This is a genomic window from Streptomyces guryensis (assembly GCF_021261325.1).
Classification (GTDB): domain Bacteria; phylum Actinomycetota; class Actinomycetes; order Streptomycetales; family Streptomycetaceae; genus Streptomyces; species Streptomyces guryensis.
In genome coordinates this window covers 694,682-718,087 of sequence record NZ_JAJSBI010000001.1, presented here as the reverse complement: position 1 = coordinate 718,087, position 23,406 = coordinate 694,682, and the positions used below count along the sequence as shown (strand labels likewise).

The following is a 23,406-nucleotide window of genomic DNA, read 5'->3' as shown; positions in this document are numbered from 1 at the left end:
GCTCGCCGGCTACCTGGCGTCTTGAACGCTGTTGCGGTACGCCGCCGGAGTCACCCCGAGCACCCGGCGGAACCAGCGGGTGAGGTGCGCCTGGTCCGCGAAGCCGACGAGCGGGGCCACCTCGGCGGGGCGCAGGCCCGTCTCCAGGAGGCGGCGGGCCAGGGTTACCCGGTGCTGGGCGAGCCAGGCGTACGGCGGTATGCCCATCGTCGTACGGAAGGCTCGCAGGAGTTGGTAGCGGGACAGGTCCAGGTCCCGCGCGAGGTCGGCCAGGGACGGGGGCTCCAGCAGTTCGTCCGCCAGGCGGTCGCGGACCACGAAAGCGATGTGGTCGGCGCCCGGTACCGCGTCCGGGGCCGCGCGGGCTGTGGAGTGGCGGCGGGCCAGGGCCGTCAGCAGCCACGGGAGGCGGGACTCCGTCTCCAACGGGTCCGGGCAGGCGCTGAGTTCCGTGTGGGCGAGGCGGAGGGCGGCGACCAGCTCGGGGTCGTCGATCAGGGGGTCGCGGAAGTGCGGCACGCCGCCGAGGGTGCCGTCGGCGAGGAGGGCGGGGTCGGCGTACAGGGCGCGGTAGGCGTAGCCGTCGGTGGTGGTCTCGGGGCCGCCGGTGTGCACCTCGCCGGGGTCGAGGACGACGATCGAGCCGGGGCCGGTGCGGACGTGGCCCCCGCGGTAGTCGATGACCTCGGAGCCGCCGACGCAGACTCCGATGGTGTACTCGGCGTGTGCGTGCGGGGCGTAGACGTGCTGCTGGAAGCGGGCGGTCAGCAGGTCGAGGGGCGGCCCGCTGCGGCCGAGGCGGGCGCGGGTCCACAGTGCCTGCTCCATGCGCCGCCCCCATTTCCGTCGTTCACAGGGTGCAACGCCGGGCGGCTCAGAGAAAGTCCGCTGTCTCCAGGTCGAAGGCGAAGGGGGCGGGGAGGGTGAGCGGTTTGCCGAGGGGGCGGGTGCACTGTTCTCGATAGTCGTCGTTCTCGGGGTCGCTGAACAGGGTGATCGAAGAGACCTCACGGTCGATGAGCAGGTAGAGGGGGATGCCGCCGCGGGCGTAGCAGCGGCGTTTGGCCTCGCGGTCGGCCCTGGGCTTGGTGGATGTCACCTCCAGCACCATGGCGACGCCCTCGCAGGGCATCCAGGAGTCGGCGCCACGGTAGAGCCGCAGCTCCCTGGGAGCGAACGCGCCGCCCGGGATCACATGGTTCTTCGGGCAGCCGCCCCCGCTCTGCAGCTTCAGCCCCTTGTTTCCTGAGAACTGCATGTCGGTCCGAGACCGCCGGTACACCTGGTTGACGATCAGCTCGATGTAGTCCTCGTGGTCCCCGTCCGGCGGCGGCGTCACAACGTTTTCTCCCTCGATCAGCTCCGCCCGGAAACCCTCCGGGGTGTCGAGGGACAGGAAGATCTCCAGCAGTCCCTCCGCCGGCGTGAGCGGCTCGTGGGCCATGGCAGTCATGTCACGCCCCTCCTTCGGTCGCTCGCCAGACTGGGACATCGGAAGATCACCTGTCCGAGAGATCGGGAACCGTTTCCTCGATCGTGGCACACGATCACCTCGGCCGTCAGGCGCCGCCCCGCCCGCTTGACCCTGCCGCGACGTCAGCCTCTGTACTGGTCCCATGCGGATCGGAGAACTCGCCGCGGTCGTCGGCGTCACCACGCGGACCGTGCGGCACTACCACCATCAGGGGCTGCTGCCGGAACCCGAGCGGCTGGCCAACGGGTATCGGGACTACACGCTGCGGCATGCCGTCGTGCTCGCGCGGATCCGGCGGCTGACCGAGCTGGGGATGGGGCTCGCGGAGGTGCGGGACGTGCTGGCGGAGGACGCCGGGAAGGACCTCGTCGAGGTGCTCACCGAACTCGACGAGGACCTGGCCCGGCAGGAGACGGCGATCCGGCAGCGGCGGACCCGACTGCGTGCGCTGCTGGAGGCGGAGGGCGGGCTGCCGGCGGAGGGGCCGGTCTCGCCTCGACTGGCCGCGCTCTTCGGTGACATGGCGAACGTGGCCGTCGGCTCCCCCATGGCGGCCAAGGACCGGGAGATGCTCGCGCTCATCGAGACGACCGCCGACCCGGAGGTCCGGGAGCGTCTGGTCGGAGTGCTGCGCGACGCCTTCGGCTCCCCGGAGGCGATCGCCCGGGCGACCGAGGTGTACTCGCTGCTTGACCGGCTGGCCGACGCCGACCCGGCCGACCCCCGCGTCGATGAGGCGGCGCACGCCCTCGCCGCCTGTCTGCCCGACGGCCTGCTCCCCGAGCCCGGGGTCGGGCAGGACGACGGCTTCCTGCGCGCCTTCTACGCCGACTTCGCCCCGGCCCAGGCGGAGGCGATCCGCCGGGCGATGCGGATCCTGACCGAGACCGAGACCGAGACCGAGGAGGGGAGATGAGAACGGCGTACGTCCTCGTCCGGCATGAGCTGCGGCTGCTCACCAGTCTGGCGATGTGGGTGGCCCGGCGCACGCACGGGGCCGACGGCGGGCGGGTGTTCGGGTATGCGCGGGGGCAGGGCGCGGTGGTGTTCGGGATCGCCTTCGTGTGTCTCGTCGAGACGCTGACGATGTCCGTGCTGCTGCGTGACTACCCCGCCGTGCATCAGGGGGTCCTCGTGCTCGACGTTTACACCATCGTGTTCGTCGTCGGGGTGCACGCGGCTTCCGTCGTACGGCCGCACGTGCTCGGCGCCGACGTGCTGCGCATCCGCCGCGCCGTGCACGTCGATCTGCGCATACCGGTCGACCGCATCGCGTCCGTGCGCCGCGAGCTGCGGACCACGCACACACGCGCCCCCGGCGAGCTCGACGTCGCGGTGGGCGCGCGGACCACCGTCACCCTCGAACTCGCCGAGCCCGTCGCCCACTTCACCTTCCTCGGCCGACGGCATGAGATCCGCCTGGTCCGCTTTCACGCCGACGACGCCGACAGCCTCGTACAGACCCTCGTACAAGTCCTCGCGCCTGCCGTCACGCAGGTGCGAAGCGCACCTTGGCCGATGCAGGATCGGCCTGGGTGAGGCGCACCCGTAGCCGCTCCCCCAGCGGCAGGTGTTCTCCCTCGACACGGCCGATGACCGCCGGGGACTCCAACTGCACGGTGCCGACGCCCGGTTGACGCTCCTCCACGTCCACCACGCATCCGTCGAACACCTCCCCCACCCGGCCCGCCAGCAGCGCCGCCTCCACGATGTCCACGCACTCCCGCTCCACCGTGCCCGCGCGTCGGCTGCCGTCGGCCATCTCGTGCGGCAGCGCGTCCAGGGCGGCCAGTACCCAGTCGGGCGGGGGCTCGCCCGCCGCGGCCGCCAGGCAGATCTCCGACGCGTACCGGTCGGCCAGTCGCCGCAACGGCGCCGTACAGTGGGCGTACGGGGCGGCCACGGCGGCGTGCGTGGTGATGGGCGGGAGGTCGCCGTCCCGGAAGACCGTGTAGCCGGCGCCGCGCAGCAGTGTCGTGCACTCCTGGAGGAAGGCCGCGTGGTGCGGGCGGTGCGGGTCGAGGGAGCGGATGAGCTGGGCGTACGAGACGTGGTGCGGCCAGTCGATGTGCAGGGCGTGCGCGGTGCGGCGGAGGCGGCCGACGGCGCCGTCGGGGGCGGCGGGCAGGGTGCGCAGGACGCCGGTGCCGGCCGAGAGCATGAGGTCGGCCGCCGCCATCCCCGTCAGCAGGGAGATCTGGGCGTTCCAGCCGTCGGCGGGGAGGGGGGCGCGGTAGCTGAGCTCGTATGCGTGGTTGTGCTCCACGACCTCCTGTTCGGGGACGTTCAGCGAGATTCCGCCCCGTTCCACTTCCAGCCGCTCCCGTGCCTCCCCGATCTCCTTGAGCAGCGCCGGCGGCTCCTCGGCCGTCTTGTCGTCGATCTGCTTCTGTACGGCGGCGTAGTCGAGCTTGGCCCTGCTGCGGACGAGGGCGCGGCGGACGTCGACGGCGAGCGTACGGGCGTCCGCGTCGAGGTCGATCGTCCAGAGGGCGGCCGGGCGGGCCTGGCCGGGCAGCAGGCTGGCGGCGCCCTCGCTGAGCAGCGCCGGGTGCAGCGGGATCCGCACGTCGGGGAAGTACAGGGTGGTCACCCGCCGGTGGGTCTCCGCGTCCAGCGCCGACCCGGGCACGACGAAGGCGGCCACGTCCGCGATGGCATACCGCACCCGGTAGCCGGTGCCCTGCCGGGAGAGGTGCATCGCCTGGTCGAGGTCGGTGGAGGTGGGCGGGTCGATGGTGAACAGGGGGATGTCCGTGGCGTCGTATGAAGGGACCGTGGGGGTCTTCGCCGCCCGCTCGGCCTCTGCCAGCGCCTCGGGCGGGTAGCTCTCGGAGATGCCGAGTTCGGTGCGCAGCGCGGTGAGGGCGGCCCGGAGGGGGGCTTCGGGGGCGCCGGTCACGCGGATGTGGCGGCGGGGCATACAGCGAGGGTAGAGCCTGAGTCTGAGTCCCGCTGATCCGAGCGGGACTCAGACCCAGGCTCTCAGCACACCGGGGCCCGTACGCTGTCCGGGAGCTCAAACAGAAGGAGATCTTCCGTGCTTGTCCTGCTGCCTCCCTCCGAAGGCAAGGCGTCCTTTGGCCGTGGCGCCCCGCTGAAGACGGAGTCGCTGTCACTGCCGGGGCTCACCCCGGCCCGTGAGGCCGTGCTCGGCGAACTGGTCGGGCTGTGCGCCGGGGACGAGGAGAAGGCGCGTGAGGTGCTCGGGCTGAGTGAGGGGCTGCGGGGCGAGGTCGCGAAGAACGCCGAGCTGCTGACCGCCGGGGCGCGGCCCGCCGGGGAGATCTACACGGGTGTGCTGTACGACGCCCTCGACCTGGCCTCCCTGGACGCCGCCGCGAAGAGGCGGGCTGCACGGTCACTGCTCGTCTTCTCCGGGCTGTGGGGCGCGGTGCGCATCAACGACCGCATCCCCTCCTACCGCTGCTCGATGGGCGTGAAGCTGCCCGGGATCGGGGCGCTGGGTGCGTACTGGCGGACGCCGATGGCGGCCGTCCTGCCCGAGGCCGCCGGGAACGGGCTGGTGCTCGACCTGCGGTCCTCCGCGTACGCGGCCGCGTGGAAGCCGAAGGGCGAGGTGGCCGGTCGTACGGCGAGCGTGCGTGTGCTGCATGCGCCCACCCGCAAGGTGGTCAGCCACTTCAACAAGGCCACGAAGGGGCGGATCGTCCGGAGCCTGCTGACGGCGGGCGCGGCACCCAAGGGCCCGGCGGAGCTGGTGGAGACGCTGCGCGAGCTCGGTTACGTGGTGGAGGTGGAGCCTCCGACGGGGGCTGGAAAAGCTTGGATGCTCGACGTGTTGGTGGACGAGATCCACTGACGGACATCGGCGCGCGTTGCAACATGTGCAATCACCGTTGTGTATGTTGTTGCGCACGGGCACGATGTCGGCATGGCCTCATCGCTCCTCGACCTTGCCCCCGTCGTGCCCGTCGTCGTCATCGAGGACGCCGCCGACGCCGTACCGCTCGCGCGGGCGCTGGTGGCGGGTGGACTGCCCGCCATCGAGGTGACCCTTCGGACGCCCGCCGCCCTGGACGCCATCCGCACGATCGCCGATGAGGTGCCGGACGCGGTCGTCGGGGCCGGGACCGTGATCACGCCGGAGCAGGTGATGGACTCGGTGGCCGCCGGGGCCCGCTTCCTGGTCAGCCCCGGCTGGACGGACGTACTGCTGGAGGCGATGAAGGCGTCCGGGGTGCCGTTCCTGCCGGGGGTGTCCACCACCTCGGAGGTGGTGGCGCTGCTGGAGCGCGGGGTGCGGGAGATGAAGTTCTTCCCGGCGCAGGCGGCGGGCGGTACGGCGTATCTGAAGTCGCTGGCGGGGCCGCTGCCGCAGGCGCGGTTCTGCCCGACCGGGGGCATCGGCCCGGCCAGCGCGCCCGACTACCTGGCGCTCCCCAACGTCGGCTGCGTGGGCGGTACTTGGATGCTCCCGGCGGACGCCCTCGCGGCCCGCGACTGGGGGCGGATCGAGTCGCTGGCCCGCGAGGCGGCGGGGCTCACCTGGGCGCTCAGCGCAGGTGGGACGTGTCGTTGAAGAGCCGTACGCTCGCGTTGCCGTCCGCGTAGTAGGCCACCGCGGACAGCGCGGCCGCCGACAGTTCCATGCGGAACACGGACTCGGGCGGGGCGCCCAGGGCCAGGCGTACGAACGTCTTGATCGGGGTGACGTGGGAGACCAGCAGGACCGTGCGGCCCGCGTACGCCGCCACCAGCTTCTCCCGGGTGGCTTCCATCCGGGTCGCGGTCGCTGCGAAGCTCTCGCCGCCGCCCGAGGGCTGGGCCTCCGGGTCGGCGAGCCAGGCGTTCAGGTCGTCGGGGTAGCGCTCGCGGACCTCGGCGAACGTCAGCCCCTCCCAGGCGCCGAAGTCGGTCTCGCGCAGTCCGTCGTCGATGCTCACCTCCAGGCCGAGGTGGGAGGCGACGATGCCGGCGGTCTCCCGGGTACGGGCGAGGGGCGAGGCGACGATCGCCTGGATGGTGCCGCGCCGGGCCAGCGCGGCCCCGGCGCGTTCGGCCTGGTCCCGGCCGACGTCGGACAGGGAGGGGTTGGTGCCACCGCTGCCCGAGAAACGCTTCTGCGGAGTCAGCGGGGTCTCACCGTGCCGCAGCAGGACGAAGGTCGCGGGTGCGCCCAGGTCGGCGGGGGCCCAGCCGGGGGTGGCGACGGCCGTGGCGGCCCGCACATCGGCGTCGGCCTTCTGGGCATCGGCGGCGGCCGGCTCAGGGGCCGCGGCCCTCGCGGCGGACGCGTCCAGCTCCGCCGTAGAAGTCGCCGGCGACCACTGTTCGCCCCGCTTCCCCGCGTCCATCGCCTCGTTCGCCAGCCGGTCCGCGTGCTTGTTCTGCTCCCGCGGGATCCACTCGTACGTCACCTGGTCCGCGGGGAACACGCGGGCCGCCACCGTCGCCAGCGGCTTCATGTCGGGGTGCTTGATCTTCCAGCGGCCCGACATCTGCTCGACGACCAGCTTGGAGTCCATGCGGACGTGGACCCTGGCGGAGGGGTCCAGTTCGTGGGCGGCGCGCAGGCCGGCCAGCAGGCCCCGGTACTCGGCGACGTTGTTGGTCGCGACGCCGATGTACTCCGCGGCCTCGACCAGGGTCTGACCCGTCGCCGCGTCGAGCACGACGGATCCGTAGCCCGCGGGTCCCGGGTTGCCCCGCGAACCGCCGTCGGCCTCGACGATGAACTCCCGCACGGCACAGGCTCCTAGAGGCCGGACTCGGCCGTACGCACCAGGATGCGACGGCAGTTCTCGCAGCGCACCACCGTGTCGGGGGCGGCCGCGCGGATGTCGTTGATGTCGGTGATCGCCAGCTCCTGGCGGCAGCCCTGGCAGGTGCGCTGGTACAGCTTGGCCGCACCGATGCCGCCCTGCTGCTCGCGCAGCTTGTCGTAGAGCCCCAGCAGGTCGGCGGGGATGGTCCCCGCGATGACCTCGCGCTCCTTCGTCACCGTCGCCACCTCGCCGTCGATCTCCTCGAAGGCGGCGTCCCGGCGCGCGGTCGCGTCGTCGATCTTCGACTGGACGGAGGAGTCGCGCTCGGTGAGCTCGGCGACCCGCTCCTGCACGGACTCGATGCGCTCCATGACCTCCAGGACGACGTCCTCGAGGTCGCTCTGCCGCTTTGCGAGAGAGACGATCTCGCGCTGGAGGTTCTCCAGGTCCTTGGGGGAGGTGACGGCACCGGAGTCCAGGCGCTTCTGGTCGCGGGCGGCGCGCTGGCGCACCTGGTCCACGTCCTGCTCGGCCTTGGTCTGCTCGCGGGCGGTGTCGCTCTCCTCGGTCTGGGCGGCCACCAGCAGGTCGCGCAGCTGGGTGAGGTCCTTGGTGAGCGACTCGATCTCGGCGTGCTCGGGCAGCGACCTTCGCCTGTGCGCAAGCTGCTGCAGCCGGACGTCGAGTGCCTGGACGTCGAGGAGTCGGATCTGGTCGGCGGGCGCGGCGTTCAGTTGGGGGCTCCTGCAGGGGTGAGAGGTGAGGCCGCGTGGGCGGTCCAGGGGTCGGTGACCGTCTTCGAGACGTGGACGCGCAGGTCCCATCCGTGGCGGTCGGAGATCTCGTCGAGCTGGGTGGCGGCCAGCTCGCACCAGGGCCATTCGGTGGCCCAGTGCGCCGCGTCGAGCAGCGCGAGGGGGCTTTGGGTGCCGGCCGCCATGAACTCGGCGGTCGGGTGGTGGCGCAGGTCCGCGGTGAGGAAGGCGTCGACACCGGCCGCGCGGACCTGGTCGAAGAGGCTGTCTCCGGAGCCGCCGCTCACGGCGACCGTGCGGACGATCGCCTCGGGATCCCCGGCTACGCGGATGCCCTGCGCGGTGGCGGGCAGCCGGGCGGCGGCCTTCTCGGCGAACTCCCGCAGCGGCAGCGGGTGGTCCAGCTCGCAGATCCGGCCGAGGCCGCGGCGGCCGGACGGATCGGCCGGGTCCGGCACCAGGGGGCGTACGACGCGGAGGTCCAGCGCGCCGGCGAGGGCGTCCGAGACTCCGGGGTCGGCCGTGTCCGCGTTGGTGTGGGCGACGTGCAGCGCGATGTCGTTCTTGATCAGCGTGTGTACGACGCGGCCCTTGAAGTGGGTCGCCGCGACCGTCGTCGTACCGCGAAGGTACAGCGGGTGGTGGGTGACCAGCAGGTCGGCGCCCAGCTTCACCGCCTCGTCGACGATCTCCTGCACGGGATCGACCGCGAACAGGACCCGGGTGACCTCCTGGCCGGGGTCGCCCACGACTGTGCCGACCGCGTCCCAGGACTCGGCCCGCTCGGCGGGCCACAGGTTCTCCAGCGCGGCGATGACTTCAGACAGGAGGGGCACGGGCAAAAGGCTACCTGGCTGATCTGTGGCGTTGAACCGATGTCCGACGTCGGGTGGAGCGGGGCCGGTGACCGGGGCTCACCCCCGGTCCCCTTCAGCACACCCGCCCCCGTTTCCTCAGGCGAATCGTTCCCCCGCCACCCTTATGTGTGAAGCAGGAGCCTCGCGGTCCCACGTGTGTGCGTGCGAAAACTAGCTTCGTCGCCGGAGGTGACCAGACCATGACGGCCTGTGCGATCGAGCCCGAGGCTGCAGCCGAGGACGGTGCCCCGCAGACGGGCTGCACCATCACCGTGGACGGTGCCTACGCCGCCCGGCTCGCGCTGGACGGCGACTCCTGGTTCCCGGAGCGCTGGACGCTGGACGGCCCCGAGCCGTACGCCGTGCCGCTGCCCGGCAACCAGCCCGAGGAGCCCGGCACCGAGGTGCAGCCGATGGGCGACGGGCGGGTCCTCATCCACCGGCGGTCGGAGGGACGGCACGTCTTCTCGCTGCTGTATCCGACCGGACCGGACACGGGCGAGCTGCTGATCGGCGCGGTCGACTGCGCGGACGAGGGCGCCGGGCTGCGGCTGCTGCCGCCCGCGCCCGGCGGCGAGAAGGCGTACGCCCTGGCCGTGGGCCGGCGCTCCAGCACGGTGTGGCTGGTGGCGGGCGGCGCCTTCGGGCCGGAGCACGTGGCGGAGATCCCGGGGCGCTGCTCGGGCGGGGTGTGGCTGGACCGCACGGGCCGGATGCTGGCCCTCGACCGGGAGACCGGCGGCCGGACCAAGGCGGTCGTGGTCGACCTGGAGCGGGCCGGTGAGGTCTCGCCGCTGCTGCAGATCGCCGAGGGCAGCGACGACCGGCTGCTGCTCGCCGACCCGGACAGCGGGCTGCTGCTGATCCGCTCCGACGCGCCCTCGCCGGGTGAGGAGCGGCTGGGCTGGGGCGTGCTGGGCAGCACGCTGCCGGTGCGCTTCCCGGAGTGCCTGCGGCTCCCCGAATGCGCCGTCACGCCCTTCGCCATCCAGCCGGGGCAGGTGCTGCTGCCGGAGAGCTGCTCCGTGGCGCTGCGCATCGACGGGCCCGTCGGCAGCTGGGTGGGCCTGTGGCGGCCGGACCGGCGGCAGGTGCATCATCTCGCCGCGCCGTACGGGTGGTTGGCGGGCGCGGGGATCTGGACCAGGGACGGGGTGCTCCAACTGCCGTACGCCACGGCCGAGGTGCCGTGCGGCGTGGCGCGGGTGGCGGCGCCCTCGGGGGAGACGGGGGAATCGGGGGATGCAGGGGGATCGGGGGGCGCGGGCCCGGAGGATCCGGTGCGGGGTGAGCCGGCACGGCCGGATCCTCCGGAGCCCGTCGCGCCGCGTCCCGTGCCCTTGCAGCAAGCGCCCTTGGGACGTCTTGTAACGAAGTAGTGCCGATGGGCGTGCCCGTCTGGATTCGCACGGAGGGTGGCCGGTTAAACTCGCCCGGCTGTTTGAAAGATCATGTTGACGGGGTGAATCCTTCCGATGAGCGACACAAGCACCATGCAGCCGCTGTCCGCCGAGGCCCGGGAAGACGCCGGTCACGGCCGGCACCGGGGTTCGGGTTCGGCCCAGGACGGTGACACGGCCCCTCGCGGCCGGCACCGCAAGCCGGCCGAGGACAGCGAAGCGGCTGCCTGAGGGCACGCAGGGAAGGGGCTCGCACACCGGCCGGTGTGCGAGCCCCTTCCGTATCTCTACGCCCGTTCTACGCCCGCTTGAGACCCAGTACTTCTGCCGCCCCGAAGGTCTCCCCCGGCGGCCTGTCCGCGTAGTGCGCAGACAGTACGGCGTCCAGCTCGTCGTAGGTGAAGGTGTCCTGTTTGCTGTCGAACCTGGCCTGCACCCGCGGCCGTTCGACGACGGCCACCATGCCGCCGTGCACGACGAGCAGCTGGCCGTTGACGCGGGCCGCGGCCGGCGAGGACAGATAGCCGACGAGCGGGGCGACATGCTCGGGGGCGAGCGGGTCGAGGCCGTCGGCCGGCAGCTCGAAGCCGGCGAAGACGTTCTCGGTCATCCGGGTGCGGGCGCGCGGGCAGATCGCGTTGGCCGTCACGCCGTACTTGGCGAGGGCGAGGGCCGTGGAGGTGGTCAGGCCGACGATGCCGCCCTTCGCGGCCGCGTAGTTGGGCTGCCCGGCCGAGCCCGCCAGGAACGCCTCCGACGAGGTGTTCACGATCCGCCCGTAGACCGGACCGCCCACCGCCTTGGAGCGCTCGCGCCAGTGTGCGGCCGCGAAGTGGGTGGTGTTGAAGTGGCCCTTGAGGTGGACCCGGATCACCGCGTCCCACTCGCCCTCGGTCATGGAGAAGACCATGCGGTCGCGCAGGATGCCCGCGTTGTTGACCAGGATGTCCAGCCGGCCGAACTCGCCGATCGCCAACTCCACGAGCCCTCGGGCCTGTTGGAAGTCGGCGACGTCCCCGGTGTGGGCGAGCGCCTTGCCGCCCGCCGCGCGGATCTCGGCGGCGACCTCTTCGGCGGGGCCCGCCGAGGCCTTCCCCGAGCCGTCCCGGCCCGGCTGACCGAAGTCGTTGACGACGACGGCGGCGCCGAGCCGGGCGAGTTCGAGCGCCTCGGCCCGGCCCAGGCCGCGACCGGCTCCGGTCACGACGGCGGACAGCCCTTCCAGCGGCCCTTGCTGTGGCAGCGACACAGGCACCCCCGTCAGATCTCGATGCACGTACGCAGCGCCGTGCCCGTCCGCATCTGGTCCAGCGCCTCGTTGATGTCGGACAACGGCACCCGGTGCGTGATCAGGCCCTCCAGCTCGACGCGGCCCGCCCGCCACAGGGCGATGGTCCGCTCGTAGGAGCGCAGGACGTCGCCGCCGCCGTACATCGACGGCAGGATCCGCTTCTCGTCGAAGAACAGCTCGAACATGTTGAGCTGCAGGAAGTCGTCCAGGGCGCCCGCGCCGACGACGACGAGCGTGCCGCCGCGCCGCGTGTTCTCGTACGCGGTCCGTGCGGTGGCCGACCTGCCGACGACCTCGAAGACGTAGTCGAAGCCCTCGCCGCCGGTGACGTTCTGCTTGGCGTCGGCCAGCTCGTCCGGCGAGACCGCCTTCGTGGCGCCGAACCTGAGGGCGGACTCGCGGCGCGAGGCGACCGGGTCGACGGCGACGATCTCGGCGGCCCCCTTGAGCCGCGCCCCCTGGATCGCGGAGATGCCGACGCCGCCGCAGCCGATGACCGCGACCGACGATCCGGCCTCCACGTCAGCCGTGTTGAGCGCGGCGCCCAGGCCGGTAGTGACCCCGCAGCCGATCAGCGCGGCGATGTCGAAGGGCACGTCGTCCGGGATCGGCACCGCGCAGCCCGCATCCACGACGACCTCCTCGGCGAAGGTGCCGGTGCCCGCGAAGCCGAATACATCGGAAGGGGTGCCGCCGGGGCGGCGGAAGTTGGGGGTGCCCGCGTTCATGAAGCCGGCCAGGCACAGCTCGGTCTGCCCGCGCTTGCAGGCCGGACAGGCGCCGCAGGCGGGCAGCCAGCAGACCACGACCCGGTCGCCCGCCTTCAGGTGGCTGACACCTTCGCCGACCTCGACGATCTCGCCCGCGCCCTCGTGCCCGGGCACGAACGGCGCCGGCTGCGGCAGCACCCCGCTCATCGCGGACAGGTCCGAGTGGCACAGCCCGGTGGCCCGCACCCGGATCCTCACCTTGCCGGGCCCGAAGCCCGTCGCCTCGACGTCCTCGAAGACCTCCAGTTTGTCCTGGCCGATCTCGTGCAGTACGGCTGCGCGCATGGTGCGGCTCCCCTCAACTGCCTGCTGGATCAAGAGTGTTCGACGAACGTGTCGGCGAGGACGGGCGCGTCGTCCCGCTCGACGGCGCTCACGGCGACCCTGACGGACTCCGGCGCCCGCCACATCCGGATGCGCAGGGTCTCCCCCGGGAACACGACGCCCGCGAACCGGGTGGCGTACGACCGCACCCGGGTCACGTCCCCGCCGAGGAGCGTGTCGACGACCGCCTTGAGCGTCATGCCGTAGGTGCACAGCCCGTGCAGGATGGGCCGCTCGAACCCGGCGGTCTTGGCGAAGTCGGGATCGGCGTGCAGCGGGTTCCAGTCGCCGGAGAGGCGGTAGAGCAGGGCCTGGTCCTCGCGGATCGGGCGCTCGACGGTGCGGTCGGGGTCGCCGGTGGGCGGGTCCAGTCGGACGGAGGGGCCTCGGTCGCCGCCCCAGCCGCCCTCTCCGCGGACGAAGATCTGGGCGTCGTTGGTCCACAGCGGGCCGTCGGCGTCGGCCACCTCGGTGCGCATGACGAGGACGGCCGCCTTGCCCTTGTCGTGCACGGCGGCGATACGGCCGGTGGCGGTCGCCGTACCCTCGACGGGGATCGGGCGGTGCAGGGTGAGGGACTGGCCGCCGTGCAGGACGCAGGCCAGGTCGACGTCGACGCCGGGCATGGACAGGCCGCTGATCACTCCGGGCGAGCCGTTGCCCGCGACGGTGGCGAAGCTCGGCAGGACGTGCAGCCGGGACTCCAGGGTGTAGCGCAGCTCGTCGGGATCGGTCGCCGGGATGCCTGCCCCGATGCCCAGGTGGTAGAGCTGGACGTCCTTGCGGTCCCAGGTGATCTCGCCGGAACGGGGTTCGGCGGCGAGGGCCTTCGCTGCGTCGATGGGCATACGGCTCCTGGTGGCTCGGATGGTTCAAGACCTCGGCGCGGCCGTCCGCACCGTCGGCCGCGACCGAGGTCGTCACGAGTGCCGATCTAGAACGCGTTCCAGTCCGGCGCCCTCTGTATAGCCCAGCGCCCGGCACTTGTGAAGGCTTCTGACGGCATGTCAGATATGGTTCGGACCCGGGCCGTGACATTTGTCCTGCCGGAGTCCGTACAAGCGCATCTGCCGGGCGGGCACTCCGTCTCCGTAGCTTCGTAGTCATGACGAAAACGACTGGGACGACGGCCGGGGCGCTCCCCGCCGTGTCCTTCACGGGGGCGGTCAAGACCTTCGGCGGCGTGCGCGCGCTGCAAGGCGTGGACCTGCGGATCCAGCCGGGCGAAACCGTGGCGCTGCTCGGCCGCAACGGCGCCGGCAAGTCGACGACGATCTCGCTGCTGCTCGGCCTGAACGAGCCCGACGAGGGCACGGTGCGGCTGTTCGGCGCGCCCCCGGAGCAGGCGGTGCGCGCCGGGCGGGTCGGCGCCATGCTGCAGGAGGGACGCGCGGTGCCCCGGGTCACCGTGCGGGAACTGGTGTCCTTCGTGGCCCGCCGCTACCCCGATCCGATGCCCGTCGCGCGTGCCCTGCGGCTGGCCGGGATCACCGAACTGGCGGAGCGCCGGGTGGACCGGCTGTCCGGCGGCCAGACGCAGCGCGTGCGGTTCGCCGTGGCGCTCGCCGGGAACCCCTCGGTGATCGTGCTGGACGAGCCGACCGCCGCCCTGGACGTGGAGGCGCGGCACGCCTTCTGGGCGTCGATGCGCTCGTACGCCCGTCTCGGCCGCACCGTGCTGTTCTCCACCCACCATCTGGAGGAGGCGGACGCCCATGCCGACCGCATCCTCGTCATCGACCGGGGCCGGATCGTCGCGGACGGCACCGGCGAGCAGCTCAAGCGGTCGGTGGGCGGCAGCCTGGTCGCCATCGACCTCGCGGGGCGGGGTACGGAGGGCCTGGAGCGGCTGCCCGGTGTGCGGTCGGTGGAGGTGCGCGGCGAGCGGGCACGGTTGCGCACCGACGACCCGGACGCGACGGTGGTCGCACTGGCGGAACTGGGCGCGATACGCGGCCTGGAGGTCGCGCCCGCCTCGCTCGACGACGCGTTCCTGGCCCTGACCGCGCGTGTGACGGAGGCGGCGTGATGCTGGACTATCTGCGGCTCGAAGTGCGCCGGACCCTGCGCGACGCGGGTTTTGTGATCGGCGGGATCGCGATGCCGGTGCTGATGTATCTGCTGTTCACCAACCTCGGCGCGGACGACGGGAGTTGGAAGACCGGCGCGATGGTCGGCATGGCGGGATACGGCGCCGTCGGCTGCGCCCTCAACACAGGAGGCGGGGTCGCCGAGGACCGGGCGATCGGCTGGCTGCGGCAGTTGCGCGTGACCCCGATGACCCCGCGCCAGGTCGTCGTCGGCCGGACGCTGACCGGCTCGGTGACGGTGCTGCCGGCCATCCTCGCGGTGCTCGCCGCGGGCGGCCTGGTCAACGGCGTACGGCTGGCTGCCTGGCAGTGGGCGGCGGTCGCGGGGCTGCTGTGGCTGGGCTCGCTGCCCTTCACCCTGCTGGGCCTGGGCAACGGCTACCGGCTGACCGGTCAGACCACCGGCGTGACGAACATGGCGTGCAACCTGGGCCTCGCGGTCCTCGGCGGCCTGTGGTTCCCGGTCACCCTCTTCCCGCACTGGCTGCGCGCCCTGTCGGCGTACACACCCACCTACCGTTTCGCCCAGCTGGGCACCTCGGCGGCGGAGGGCCGCGCCCCGGCCCTCGGCGCGATCACGGTGCTGACCCTCTGGCTGCTGGCCTTCGGTTCGTACGCTGTGCTGTCGTACCGGCGGTCCGGACGGACCGCCTGAACGGGGGAGCGGAGACATGTTCTGGATACGAGGGGTCGCCTGTCAGGTGAGCCACTGGCGGGCGGCGCGGGCCCGGTGGAGGGCGGACGTGGCGGCGTTCAGGGCCGCGCAGAAGGACGCACGCAGGACCGGGAAGCTGCCCGAGCACCCGGGCCCGCCGCCGACCGGCTTCGGGCTGCTGCCCTGGCTGCTGATGGGTATGGGAGCGTTCTCCAACGTCATCCAGGGCAAGACCGCCAACCCGTGGTTCGGTGGCCTCGGCCTGCTGGCCTTCAACTCCCTCTACATCTACGTGACGTTCCGCTGCTTCGACCGGCGCAGGCGCGAGGAGCGGTCCACCCGGGTCGCACTGCTGCTGATGGCCCTGCTGACCACCGCTCTGGCCCTCGGCTACGGGGGCAACTGGCTGATGTTCTTCCCGCTGCTCGGCCTCGCCACGGGCGCGGTCCTGCGCGGGCCGTGGCTGGGCCGGACGGGGATCCTGCTCGCCGCGTTCGCCGGTGCCGTCTCCGTGTACCGCGACGGGTCGGACGCCGTGACCATCGCCTACGGCACCTTCCTGTCGACGATGATCACCGCCGCGATCCTCTCCCTGTCCGAGGCGGTACGGGAACTGCAGGCGGCCCGCGAGAAGCTGGCGCACCAGGCGGTCGAGAAGGAACGCCTGCGCTTCTCCCGCGACCTGCACGATCTGCTCGGGCACACCCTGTCGGTGATCGTGGTGAAGTCGGAGGCGGCCCGGCGGCTGGCCCCGGGGAACCTGGACGCCGCGCTCACCCAGATCGGCGACATCGAGTCCGTCGGCCGCCAGGCACTGACGGAGATCCGCGAGGCCGTGACCGGCTACCGCGAGGGCAGCCTCGCCACCGAACTGGACCGGGCCCGCTCGGCCCTGTCCGCGGCGGCCGTCGAACCGGTGGTCCTCCGCTCGGGCGCGCCCCTCGCCCCGCAGACCGAGGCGCTGCTGGGGTGGGTGGTGCGGGAAGCGGTCACCAACGTCGTGCGGCACGCCGGCGCCACGCGCTGCGAGATCACCGTGCAGAGCACGTCCGAGCGCGTCAGCCTCACGATCGCCGACAACGGGGAGGGCCCGCCCCCCACGGCCCCCTCCCCGTCCTTGCCGGGCATCGGCGGTACCGGGCTCAAGGGACTGACGGAGCGCCTCGCGGCGGCCGGCGGCGCCTTGCGGGCCGGCCCGTCACCGCGAGGCGGTTTCACGGTCACCGCCGAGCTCCCCGTGGAGGCCGACGACGCGTCCGAACCCGCGGCGGCTACGGCGCCCAGGGCGTACTGACGACCCAGCTCACGTCGTCGGTCCAGGACGTGGCGCTGTCCCAGGTGTTGGAGCCGCCGTTGCTCGCTATGTAGACGTTGAGGTCGTAGTGGCGGAGGAACTTGGCCGGGTAGTTGTACGAGGCGAACGAGGTCCCGGTGCCGCTCTTGCCGGCCGTGGGGCAGAAGGTGGCGTCGGATCTGAACTGCGCGGTGCCGTCCATGGGTTGGCGCAGCAGCTGGAAGTCGTAGTGGCGCAGGAAGTCGCCCGGGTAGTTGCGCGACTCGAAGGAGACACAGGAGCTGCTCGCCAGGCCGCGGCGGACGATCCAGGTGGCGTCGTTCTTGTCGAGCGTCGAACTGCTGGAGGTGATCGGGGAGATGACGGCCGCGTTGTTCTGGTGGCGGATGTAGTCGCCCGTGCAGCACGAGGTCGTCGCGCGCAGGGAGATCTCCGAACCCGGGGTCAGCGAGCCGGTGGAGCCGGTCGAGCCGCCGTAGCCGACGGAGACGATGTTCGCCTGCACCGAGTTGTCGGCGGCGTCCGTCGGGATGCCGGAGGTCATGACGCCTTCGAAGAAGGACCCGATGGAGCCGTTGCTGTTGTCGCCGCCGGTGCCGAGGACGATCGCGCCCTCCTGGTGCATGGGCGAGTAGCCGCTGGTGGTGGGTTCACCGCCGGAATAGGTGGTGGTGAGGCTGCCGGATTGCGCGTTGCCGTACTTCAGCGCGAAATGGTTCTGACCGTTGTTCTTCAGCAAAGCCGTCACGAAGGGCATCGGCCCGGTGCCGGTGTTCGAGGTGTTCTTGCTGTAGCCGGAGTCCGACTGGAAGAGGCCGTTCTCCAGGTCGGCCTGCACCCAGGGGCCGCCGCCGTAGCACGGGGAGAACCAGCACTCGGTGCCGAAGTTGATGGCGTCCATGTGACCGTTGCCGGTGTCCTTGTTGTTCGTCTCGGCGTTGCCGTAGTCGAAACAGCACCTGCCGTTCACATGGGTGCCGGAGGTCACCATGTACATCCCCTCGGCCTGCCCGTTGACGGCGACGCCGGAGGTGGCGTTGTCCCGGTAGCCCATCCCGGCCGAGATCTCCAGGCCGTAGACCTGGTGCCCGCCGACGGTCACCGGCAGGGCGTCGGCGGGCGCGCCGACATCGGCCGCGCCGGCCCCGCCGGCTCCCTCGACCGTCAGGTCGTTGTGACGCGAGGACTGGTCGTAGATCTTGGTGATGATGCAGGTGGTGCCGGAACAGAAGGAGTCCTGGGCGGCCGCGTTGGCGTACCCCCCGGCGGCCAGCAGCCCGATGTTCGCGGTGGCACCGTCCGAGGCCCGCTGCACCTGGTAGAGCGAGCCGTTGTACGACGAGTAGAGCGCCCTGGCGAGGCTGTGCGCGGCGACGCAGGGGGTGCCCGCGGCGGCGTAGATGTCGCAGGGCAGCGAGCCCGCCGCCTGCGCCTGCGGCACACCGACGGCGAGCGCCAGGACCGTGACCAGCGCGGAGAGCGCGGCCAGAGTCGCGGTTCTGAGTCTGGAGAACGTCGCGGTACTGAGTCCGGAGAACAAGATGGAGCCTCCTTCACGTCCGGCATACCGAACAACGTTCGACTGAAATGGGGAAACTGTTTCAGCGATCGAAATGCCGAACAATTGCGGATGGGGGTGCAGACACAGGAATTGCAAAGGCGAACTCCCAATGCAGACGCGATTGTTGGGCCGAACCCGGAGGCCGTCAAGACTCGCGGAACGGAACAATGACAAGTCTTTGGACGAGCCTTTAATCGGACTCCGGCGCCGTCCGCGCCCTACCCTTGGATCGTGAACGAGATGCCCCGGGATCACCGGCCGTCGAAGAGCGTGCGGGTCCTGCTCGCCGAGGACCAGGGAATGATGCGGGGCGCGCTCGCCCTGCTGCTGGGTCTGGAGGAGGACCTGGAGGTCGTAGCCCAGGTCGCGGCGGGCGACGCGATCGTGGACGCCGCGCTGACCCACCGGCCCGACGTGGCCCTGCTCGACATCGAACTGCCGGGCATGAGCGGCCTGGACGCGGCGGCCGAGCTGCGCGAGCAGGTCCCGGACTGCCGGGTACTGATCCTCACCACGTTCGGGCGGCCCGGCTATCTGCGGCGCGCGATGGAGGCCGGAGCGGCCGGCTTCCTCGTGAAGGACGGTCCCGTCGAGGAGTTGGCCGCCTCGATCCGCCGGGTGCTGACCGGCGAGACCGTGATCGACCCCGCGCTCGCCGCCGCCGCACTCAGCGCCGGCCCCAGCCCGCTCACCGCCCGCGAGTGCGACGTCCTCAAGGCGTCCGTGGACGGTGCGACGGTCGCGGACATCGCCGCGAAGCTGCACCTGTCCGAGTCGACGGTCCGCAACTACCTCTCGTCCGCCATCGGCAAGACGGGCACCCGCAACCGCATGGAGGCAATGCGGGAGGCTCGTCAGCAGGGGTGGCTCTGACCGTCACCCCTGCTTCGTTCGCTCCATCTACTTCGTCACGAACACCGACTTGAAGCCCGTGCTCTTCGGCGCCAGGCACACGAACCAGTTGTCCGGGGAGCCGTCGGCGGAGCGGATGCCCTGCGGAAGGACGTTGTCGCCGTAGGAGTTCGGCGACGTAATCCTGTGCAGTTTGGTGCTCGTGCCGTCCTTCCAGGTGCACGTGACCTCCTGGGCGGTCTTGGCGACCCGGCCGATCACGAGGCGCACGGGTCCCCCGGAGGCGGGTTCCAACCGGGTCGAGCCGGCTTCCACGTCCGTGTGCTTCTGGCTGCTCCCCTCGGGAAGAGTGCTGTACATCACCACCGACCGGTTGTCCCCGTAGCTCCTGTACACGAAGTAGGCGCTCTTTCCGATCAGGTCGGAAGCGTTGCGGACGTCCCCGGGGAATTCCCCGTACTGGGTCATGACCGCCAACTGGGTCTGCGCTTCCGCCGCATTGCGCGGCGCGGCCCACACGTCGACAGAGACCTCCCAGTCCTTGCCGCCCTCGGTCCCACTGGCCAGCATCGTCCGCTGCGGCCGGTCGAGCCCCGGCGCCGCGGCCGTCGGCCGCGTGGCCACCGGCGCCCCCCGATGCCCGTCCCCGCCCCCCGGCAGCCCCGCAAGCGCCACCGTCCCCGTTGTCCCGACGATCGCCAGTGCCGCCGCCGTGGCCACCGCCCAGCGCCGGGCCCTGCGCCGCCGGCCACCGCGGATCACCGCCTGGGTGGGGGCTATACCGATCTCGACCCCGTCCGCGGCCTCGGCGAGCAGCAGGGTGATGTCGGTGTTCGTCATGTCGTGGTTCGTCTCCCGGTCCGCGCTCATCACTTACGCCCTCCCCCACTCGTCACCACGTCCGCCAGTCCCGGTATGGCGCGAAGTTTCGCGATCCCCTTGGCCGCGTTGCTCTTCACCGCGCCGACGGAACAGCCCATCGCCTCCGCTGTCTGTGACTCGGTGAGGTCCTCCCAGTACCGCAGGACCACCGCCTCCCGCTGCCGCACCGGCAGTTGGGCGAGCGCCTTCAGCAAGACACCCCGGTCGTCGGCCTGGGCGATGCGGTCACCCGCGTCGGCGACCTCGCGCACCAGTCCCGAGTCGTCCTTCGGCGCCAGGAACTCCCTCAGTTTTCTGCGGTGTTTGCGCGCGTGCGCGTTGATCATCACGCGCCGTACATACGCCTCCGGGTCGTCCGCCGAGCCGACTCGGCGCCAGGCCACGTAGACCTGCTCCAGCGTCGACTGGACCAGGTCCTCCGCGGCGTGCTGTTCCCCCGTGAGGAGAAATGCCGTGCGCAGCAGTCGCGGCCAGCGGCCGGTGACAAAGCTCTGGAACTCCTTGTCCCGAGCTTCCTTGCGATCCCCCATGGGCACCTCCTAGATGTCTAAAGGAGTCCATGGGCACCCCGGATCGTTGCCTCAGTTCCCCGACGACTTCGCCGACCGCGCGGACTTCGCGGACTTCGCGGACTTCGCGGAGAGTCCGCGTGGCAGCCACACCAGCATCAGCACCGCCCCCGCGAGCAGCACCCCGGTGCCCGTCCGGAACACCAGCGCGTACCCCTCCGTGAGCGCCCCCGGAGCACCGCTGCCCGCCGTCCGCGTCGCGGCGATCGTCGACATCACCGCGAGCCCCAGCGAACCACCCATCGTGCGCGAGGTGTTGACCAGCCCCGACACCAGTCCGGCCTCCCCCGGAGCCGCCCCCGAGGTCGCCAGCGCGGCGAGCGGGGTCGCCGTGAGACCCGCCCCCAGCATCATCAGGATCCCCGGGAACATGATCTCCGTCAGATAGTTGCCCTCGGGCGTCATCATCGACTGCCAGCCGAAGCCCACCGCCGCCAGGACCGTCCCGAGCACGGCCACGTTCCGCGCCCCGAACACCGGCAGGAAACGGGGCGCCGACTTGGACCCGAGCAGCACCGCCAGGGAGCTCGGCACCAACGCCAGCCCGGCCTCGAAGGGTGTGTAGCCGAGCACGTTCTGCGCGTACAACGTCATGAAGAACCACATGCAGAACATCGCGGACCCGTTCACGAACATCGCCGCGTTCGCCGACGACACGGCCCGCACCCGGAACAGCCCGAGCGGCATCAACGGCGCCGTCGTACGCGCCTCCACGGCGAGGAACAGCGCGATCAGCGCAAGCCCGGCGGTCAGCGGCACGACCGTGGCCGCCGCCGTCCACCCCTCCGCCTCCGTCTGCGAGATCCCGTACGCCAGCGTCCCGAGCCCCGCCGTCACCAGCAGCGCACCCGGCAGATCGAGCCGCCGCCCGTCGCCGTTGCGGCTCTCCACCAGCCACCGCATCGAGCCGGCCAGCACCAGCGCCCCGATCGGCACGTTGATCAGCAGTACCCACCGCCACGACAGCCCGTCCACGAGCGCCCCGCCGACCAGCCCACCCGCGGCTCCCCCACCGGCACCCACCGCGGTCCAGGTCGCGATCGCCCGCGCGCGGGCCGCCCCCTCCGGGACGGCAGACGTGAGGATGGTCAGGGTCGATGGCGCGAGCACCGCTGCCCCCAGCCCCTGCACGGCCCGCGCGACCAGCAGCTGATCGCCCTCCTGGGCGAGTCCGCCGCCCAGCGAGGCCGCCGTGAACAGGGCGAGCCCCACCAGGAACATCCGCTTGCGCCCGTACAGGTCCCCGGCCCGCCCGCCGAGCAGCATGAACCCGGCGAAGGCGATCGCGTACGCGTTCACCACCCACTGCAGCCCCTGCGGGCTGAGCCCCAGGTCGGCCCGCATCGACGGCAGCGCCACGTTGACGACCGACACATCGAGGACCACCAGGAACTGCCCGGCGCAGGCGAGCGCCACGACCAGCCAGGTGGGAGGGGCGCTACGGCGGGTCGAACTCCGGGTGACGTCAGCGGCTTCCAGCATGCCTGTCATGCTCTCAACCGGGCTACGCCCCTTGCATCGGGATTTCGCCGCAGGGGGTCCTCCTCCTCAGGACCTACACCGCCCGTACGAGCGTCACCACCGCCGCCCCTCCCAGCCCGATGTTGTGCGCGAGCCCGACCTGCGCGCCCGGCACCTGACGCTCGCCCGCCTCTCCCCTCAACTGCCACACCAGCTCGGCCACTTGGGCGATCCCGGTCGCCCCCAACGGATGCCCCTTGGAGATCAGCCCACCGGACGGGTTCACCACCCACCGTCCCCCGTACGTCGTCGCCCCCGACTCGACGAGCTTCCCGGACTCCCCCTCCCCGCACATCCCGAGCGCCTCGTACGTCAGCAGCTCGTTGACGGAGAAGCAGTCGTGCAGTTCCACGACGTCCACGTCACCGATCCCGAGCCCGGACCGCTCGTACACCTGCCGGGCCGCCTCCCGCGACATCGGCTGCCCCACGACGTCGATGCACGACCCGGACGCGAAGGACTCCTCCGTGTCGGTCGTCATCGCCTGCGCCACGATCTCGACCGCCTTGCCGCCCAGCTCCCGCCGCTCCACGAACCGTTCCGAGACCACCACCGCGGCCGCTGCGCCGTCCGAGGTCGGCGAGCACTGCAGCTTGGTCAGCGGCCGGTGGACCGTACGCGCGGCGAGGATGTCGTCGACCTCGTACACGTCCCGGAACTGCGCGTGGGGGTTGTGCGCCGAGTGCCGGTGGTTCTTGGCGGCGACGGCCGCGAGCTGCGCCTCGGTCGTGCCGTACCGCTCCATGTGCTCACGGGCCGCGTCGCCGAAGATCTGGGCGGTGGGCGGGGTCATCTCGAAGCCGTGACGGGCGGCCATGACGCCGTAGTGCCGCGCAACAGGGGACGTGGAGCCCCAATCATCGGCGGCTCCGCCGCGGGCCCCACTGTCGGCCCCACCCCCCAGCGCCCCCCTCTTCATCTTCTCGAAGCCCAGCGCCAGTACGCAGTCGGCGGCCCCGCCCTCCACCAGCTGCCGGGCCAGCATCAGTGCGGTCGAGCCGGTCGCGCAGTTGTTGTTGACGTTGTAGACGGGCACGCCGGTGAGACCGAGCTCATACGCGGCGCGCTGCCCGGCCGTCGAGGGCTGGAAGCAGTAGCCGACGGGAACCTGTTCCACCTCGCCGTAGGAGATCCCCGCGTCGGCCAGGGCGGCACCACCGGCCTCCCGCACCATGTCCCAGTACTGCCAGTCACGGCTCTCGGGCTTCTCGAAACGGGTCATCCCGACCCCGACGACGTAAGCCTTCATGGCGCGGTATGCCTTGTGCTGTATGCCTTCATGGCGCGCGAGACTAGAACATGTTCCACCAACCTGCCAGACCTGACGGATGATCAGATCCCCATGGCCGGGTCAAGAATTCATTAGAGACCCGAAGCAACGG

The 23,406-nt window shown here is 71.6% G+C and carries 24 protein-coding genes; 10 read left to right on the top strand and 14 right to left on the bottom strand.

The annotated features are described in order from the left end of the window. Nucleotides 1-9 precede the first annotated feature (9 nt). Both LJ657_RS03410 and LJ657_RS03405 read right to left on the bottom strand, forming a co-directional pair. Nucleotides 10-828: an AraC family transcriptional regulator gene (locus tag LJ657_RS03410; RefSeq protein WP_232646665.1), complete on the bottom strand. Its 819-nt coding sequence runs from the start codon at nt 826-828 to the stop codon at nt 10-12. A 46-nt stretch (nt 829-874) separates the two neighbouring features. After that, complete coding sequence (locus LJ657_RS03405) at nt 875-1,453, bottom strand: Uma2 family endonuclease (protein WP_232646664.1); 579 nt, start codon at nt 1,451-1,453, stop codon at nt 875-877. A 163-nt stretch (nt 1,454-1,616) separates the two neighbouring features. Between LJ657_RS03405 and LJ657_RS03400 the strand changes: the two genes are divergently transcribed. Together LJ657_RS03400 and LJ657_RS03395 are read left to right on the top strand one after the other, a co-directional pair. Continuing rightward, a complete protein-coding gene (locus LJ657_RS03400) occupies nt 1,617-2,390 on the top strand; it encodes a MerR family transcriptional regulator (protein WP_232646663.1) in 774 nt (257 codons plus the stop codon). Further along, complete coding sequence (locus LJ657_RS03395; RefSeq protein ID WP_232646662.1) at nt 2,387-3,013, top strand: hypothetical protein; 627 nt, start codon at nt 2,387-2,389, stop codon at nt 3,011-3,013. The genes LJ657_RS03400 and LJ657_RS03395 overlap by 4 nt, the downstream gene beginning before the upstream one ends. On the opposite strand, the gene LJ657_RS03390 is transcribed toward LJ657_RS03395, so the two are convergent. Next, a complete protein-coding gene (locus tag LJ657_RS03390; RefSeq protein ID WP_232646661.1) occupies nt 2,964-4,397 on the bottom strand; it encodes an RNB domain-containing ribonuclease in 1,434 nt (477 codons plus the stop codon). The two genes, LJ657_RS03395 and LJ657_RS03390, sit on opposite strands and share 50 nt — an antisense overlap. Before the next feature lie 117 nt (nt 4,398-4,514). Between LJ657_RS03390 and yaaA the strand changes: the two genes are divergently transcribed. Both yaaA and LJ657_RS03380 read left to right on the top strand, forming a co-directional pair. Further along, entirely contained in the window at nt 4,515-5,297 is a 783-nt protein-coding gene (gene yaaA / locus LJ657_RS03385) for a peroxide stress protein YaaA (protein WP_232646660.1), read from the top strand. Between the two features lie 72 nt (nt 5,298-5,369). Continuing rightward, complete coding sequence (locus tag LJ657_RS03380; protein ID WP_232646659.1) at nt 5,370-6,017, top strand: bifunctional 4-hydroxy-2-oxoglutarate aldolase/2-dehydro-3-deoxy-phosphogluconate aldolase; 648 nt, start codon at nt 5,370-5,372, stop codon at nt 6,015-6,017. Here LJ657_RS03380 and LJ657_RS03375 read toward each other — a convergent pair. Genes LJ657_RS03375 through LJ657_RS03365 form a run of 3 tightly spaced genes read right to left on the bottom strand, consistent with a single transcriptional unit; the run spans nt 5,992 to nt 8,794 of the window. Beyond that, entirely contained in the window at nt 5,992-7,182 is a 1,191-nt protein-coding gene (locus LJ657_RS03375; RefSeq protein WP_232646658.1) for a bifunctional RNase H/acid phosphatase, read from the bottom strand. The genes LJ657_RS03380 and LJ657_RS03375 overlap by 26 nt on opposite strands. 11 nt (nt 7,183-7,193) lie before the next feature. Continuing rightward, on the bottom strand, nt 7,194-7,937 hold the full coding sequence (locus LJ657_RS03370) for a zinc ribbon domain-containing protein (RefSeq protein ID WP_232646800.1): 744 nt from the start codon (nt 7,935-7,937) through the stop codon (nt 7,194-7,196). Next, on the bottom strand, nt 7,934-8,794 hold the full coding sequence (locus LJ657_RS03365) for a Nif3-like dinuclear metal center hexameric protein (RefSeq protein ID WP_232646657.1): 861 nt from the start codon (nt 8,792-8,794) through the stop codon (nt 7,934-7,936). Before LJ657_RS03365 ends, LJ657_RS03370 begins: the two co-directional genes overlap by 4 nt. Before the next feature lie 221 nt (nt 8,795-9,015). Here LJ657_RS03365 and LJ657_RS03360 point away from each other — a divergent pair, with 221 nt between their 5' ends. Together LJ657_RS03360 and LJ657_RS03355 are read left to right on the top strand one after the other, a co-directional pair. Then, on the top strand, nt 9,016-10,194 hold the full coding sequence (locus tag LJ657_RS03360) for a hypothetical protein (protein ID WP_232646656.1): 1,179 nt from the start codon (nt 9,016-9,018) through the stop codon (nt 10,192-10,194). 96 nt (nt 10,195-10,290) lie between these two features. After that, on the top strand, nt 10,291-10,446 hold the full coding sequence (locus LJ657_RS03355) for a hypothetical protein (protein WP_232646655.1): 156 nt from the start codon (nt 10,291-10,293) through the stop codon (nt 10,444-10,446). Between the two features lie 67 nt (nt 10,447-10,513). Here LJ657_RS03355 and LJ657_RS03350 read toward each other — a convergent pair whose 3' ends face one another. Genes LJ657_RS03350 through chsH3 form a run of 3 tightly spaced genes read right to left on the bottom strand, consistent with a single transcriptional unit; the run spans nt 10,514 to nt 13,448 of the window. Then, nucleotides 10,514-11,458, bottom strand: coding sequence for a 3-oxoacyl-ACP reductase (locus tag LJ657_RS03350; protein WP_269786048.1), 945 nt, complete (start codon nt 11,456-11,458; stop codon nt 10,514-10,516). A gap of 17 nt (nt 11,459-11,475) precedes the next feature. Next, nucleotides 11,476-12,561, bottom strand: coding sequence for a Zn-dependent alcohol dehydrogenase (locus tag LJ657_RS03345; RefSeq protein ID WP_232646653.1), 1,086 nt, complete (start codon nt 12,559-12,561; stop codon nt 11,476-11,478). A gap of 29 nt (nt 12,562-12,590) precedes the next feature. Further along, on the bottom strand, nt 12,591-13,448 hold the full coding sequence (gene chsH3, locus LJ657_RS03340) for an enoyl-CoA hydratase ChsH3 (protein WP_232646652.1): 858 nt from the start codon (nt 13,446-13,448) through the stop codon (nt 12,591-12,593). A gap of 257 nt (nt 13,449-13,705) precedes the next feature. Here chsH3 and LJ657_RS03335 point away from each other — a divergent pair, with 257 nt between their 5' ends. The 3 genes from LJ657_RS03335 to LJ657_RS03325 are packed head-to-tail and all read left to right on the top strand — an operon-like array spanning nt 13,706 to nt 16,639. After that, nucleotides 13,706-14,629 carry an ABC transporter ATP-binding protein gene (locus tag LJ657_RS03335; protein ID WP_232646651.1) on the top strand — a complete coding sequence of 308 codons (924 nt, stop codon included), beginning with the start codon at nt 13,706-13,708 and terminating at the stop codon, nt 14,627-14,629. Then, nucleotides 14,629-15,345 carry an ABC transporter permease gene (locus LJ657_RS03330; RefSeq protein WP_232646650.1) on the top strand — a complete coding sequence of 239 codons (717 nt, stop codon included), beginning with the start codon at nt 14,629-14,631 and terminating at the stop codon, nt 15,343-15,345. Before LJ657_RS03335 ends, LJ657_RS03330 begins: the two co-directional genes overlap by 1 nt. Before the next feature lie 16 nt (nt 15,346-15,361). Further along, on the top strand, nt 15,362-16,639 hold the full coding sequence (locus tag LJ657_RS03325) for a sensor histidine kinase (RefSeq protein WP_232646649.1): 1,278 nt from the start codon (nt 15,362-15,364) through the stop codon (nt 16,637-16,639). Here LJ657_RS03325 and LJ657_RS03320 read toward each other — a convergent pair. Next, the gene (locus LJ657_RS03320; protein WP_232646648.1) at nt 16,617-18,179 is read right to left on the bottom strand and encodes an alpha-L-arabinofuranosidase B; all 1,563 of its coding nucleotides are present in this window, start codon (nt 18,177-18,179) and stop codon (nt 16,617-16,619) included. The two genes, LJ657_RS03325 and LJ657_RS03320, sit on opposite strands and share 23 nt — an antisense overlap. Before the next feature lie 261 nt (nt 18,180-18,440). Here LJ657_RS03320 and LJ657_RS03315 point away from each other — a divergent pair, with 261 nt between their 5' ends. Continuing rightward, nucleotides 18,441-19,073, top strand: coding sequence for a response regulator transcription factor (locus LJ657_RS03315; protein ID WP_232646799.1), 633 nt, complete (start codon nt 18,441-18,443; stop codon nt 19,071-19,073). 27 nt (nt 19,074-19,100) lie between these two features. On the opposite strand, the gene LJ657_RS03310 is transcribed toward LJ657_RS03315, so the two are convergent. From LJ657_RS03310 to LJ657_RS03295, 4 genes are all read right to left on the bottom strand, one after another. Continuing rightward, nucleotides 19,101-19,922 (bottom strand): hypothetical protein, encoded by an 822-nt coding sequence (locus LJ657_RS03310; RefSeq protein WP_232646647.1) that lies wholly within the window; start codon nt 19,920-19,922, stop codon nt 19,101-19,103. After that, a complete protein-coding gene (locus LJ657_RS03305) occupies nt 19,922-20,464 on the bottom strand; it encodes a SigE family RNA polymerase sigma factor (protein WP_232646646.1) in 543 nt (180 codons plus the stop codon). The genes LJ657_RS03310 and LJ657_RS03305 overlap by 1 nt, the downstream gene beginning before the upstream one ends. A gap of 51 nt (nt 20,465-20,515) precedes the next feature. Continuing rightward, nucleotides 20,516-21,994, bottom strand: coding sequence for an MFS transporter (locus LJ657_RS03300; protein ID WP_372487793.1), 1,479 nt, complete (start codon nt 21,992-21,994; stop codon nt 20,516-20,518). 64 nt (nt 21,995-22,058) lie between these two features. Continuing rightward, nucleotides 22,059-23,273, bottom strand: coding sequence for a lipid-transfer protein (locus tag LJ657_RS03295; protein ID WP_232646644.1), 1,215 nt, complete (start codon nt 23,271-23,273; stop codon nt 22,059-22,061). Between the last annotated feature and the right edge of the window lie 133 nt (nt 23,274-23,406).

Excerpts from the sequence above, each read along its gene's own strand:
- LJ657_RS03410 (WP_232646665.1), bottom strand. The coding sequence starts at position 828 with ATGGAGCAGGCACTGTGGACCCGCGCCCGCCTCGGCCGCAGCGGGCCG.
- LJ657_RS03405 (WP_232646664.1), bottom strand. The coding sequence starts at position 1,453 with ATGACTGCCATGGCCCACGAGCCGCTCACGCCGGCGGAGGGACTGCTG.
- LJ657_RS03400 (WP_232646663.1), top strand. The coding sequence starts at position 1,617 with ATGCGGATCGGAGAACTCGCCGCGGTCGTCGGCGTCACCACGCGGACC.
- LJ657_RS03395 (WP_232646662.1), top strand. The coding sequence starts at position 2,387 with ATGAGAACGGCGTACGTCCTCGTCCGGCATGAGCTGCGGCTGCTCACC.
- LJ657_RS03390 (WP_232646661.1), bottom strand. The coding sequence starts at position 4,397 with ATGCCCCGCCGCCACATCCGCGTGACCGGCGCCCCCGAAGCCCCCCTC.
- LJ657_RS03380 (WP_232646659.1), top strand. The coding sequence starts at position 5,370 with ATGGCCTCATCGCTCCTCGACCTTGCCCCCGTCGTGCCCGTCGTCGTC.
- LJ657_RS03360 (WP_232646656.1), top strand. The coding sequence starts at position 9,016 with ATGACGGCCTGTGCGATCGAGCCCGAGGCTGCAGCCGAGGACGGTGCC.
- LJ657_RS03355 (WP_232646655.1), top strand. The coding sequence starts at position 10,291 with ATGAGCGACACAAGCACCATGCAGCCGCTGTCCGCCGAGGCCCGGGAA.
- LJ657_RS03345 (WP_232646653.1), bottom strand. The coding sequence starts at position 12,561 with ATGCGCGCAGCCGTACTGCACGAGATCGGCCAGGACAAACTGGAGGTC.
- chsH3 (WP_232646652.1), bottom strand. The coding sequence starts at position 13,448 with ATGCCCATCGACGCAGCGAAGGCCCTCGCCGCCGAACCCCGTTCCGGC.
- LJ657_RS03335 (WP_232646651.1), top strand. The coding sequence starts at position 13,706 with ATGACGAAAACGACTGGGACGACGGCCGGGGCGCTCCCCGCCGTGTCC.
- LJ657_RS03330 (WP_232646650.1), top strand. The coding sequence starts at position 14,629 with ATGCTGGACTATCTGCGGCTCGAAGTGCGCCGGACCCTGCGCGACGCG.
- LJ657_RS03325 (WP_232646649.1), top strand. The coding sequence starts at position 15,362 with ATGTTCTGGATACGAGGGGTCGCCTGTCAGGTGAGCCACTGGCGGGCG.
- LJ657_RS03315 (WP_232646799.1), top strand. The coding sequence starts at position 18,441 with ATGCCCCGGGATCACCGGCCGTCGAAGAGCGTGCGGGTCCTGCTCGCC.
- LJ657_RS03310 (WP_232646647.1), bottom strand. The coding sequence starts at position 19,922 with ATGAGCGCGGACCGGGAGACGAACCACGACATGACGAACACCGACATC.
- LJ657_RS03305 (WP_232646646.1), bottom strand. The coding sequence starts at position 20,464 with ATGGGGGATCGCAAGGAAGCTCGGGACAAGGAGTTCCAGAGCTTTGTC.
- LJ657_RS03300 (WP_372487793.1), bottom strand. The coding sequence starts at position 21,994 with ATGACAGGCATGCTGGAAGCCGCTGACGTCACCCGGAGTTCGACCCGC.
- LJ657_RS03295 (WP_232646644.1), bottom strand. The coding sequence starts at position 23,273 with ATGAAGGCTTACGTCGTCGGGGTCGGGATGACCCGTTTCGAGAAGCCC.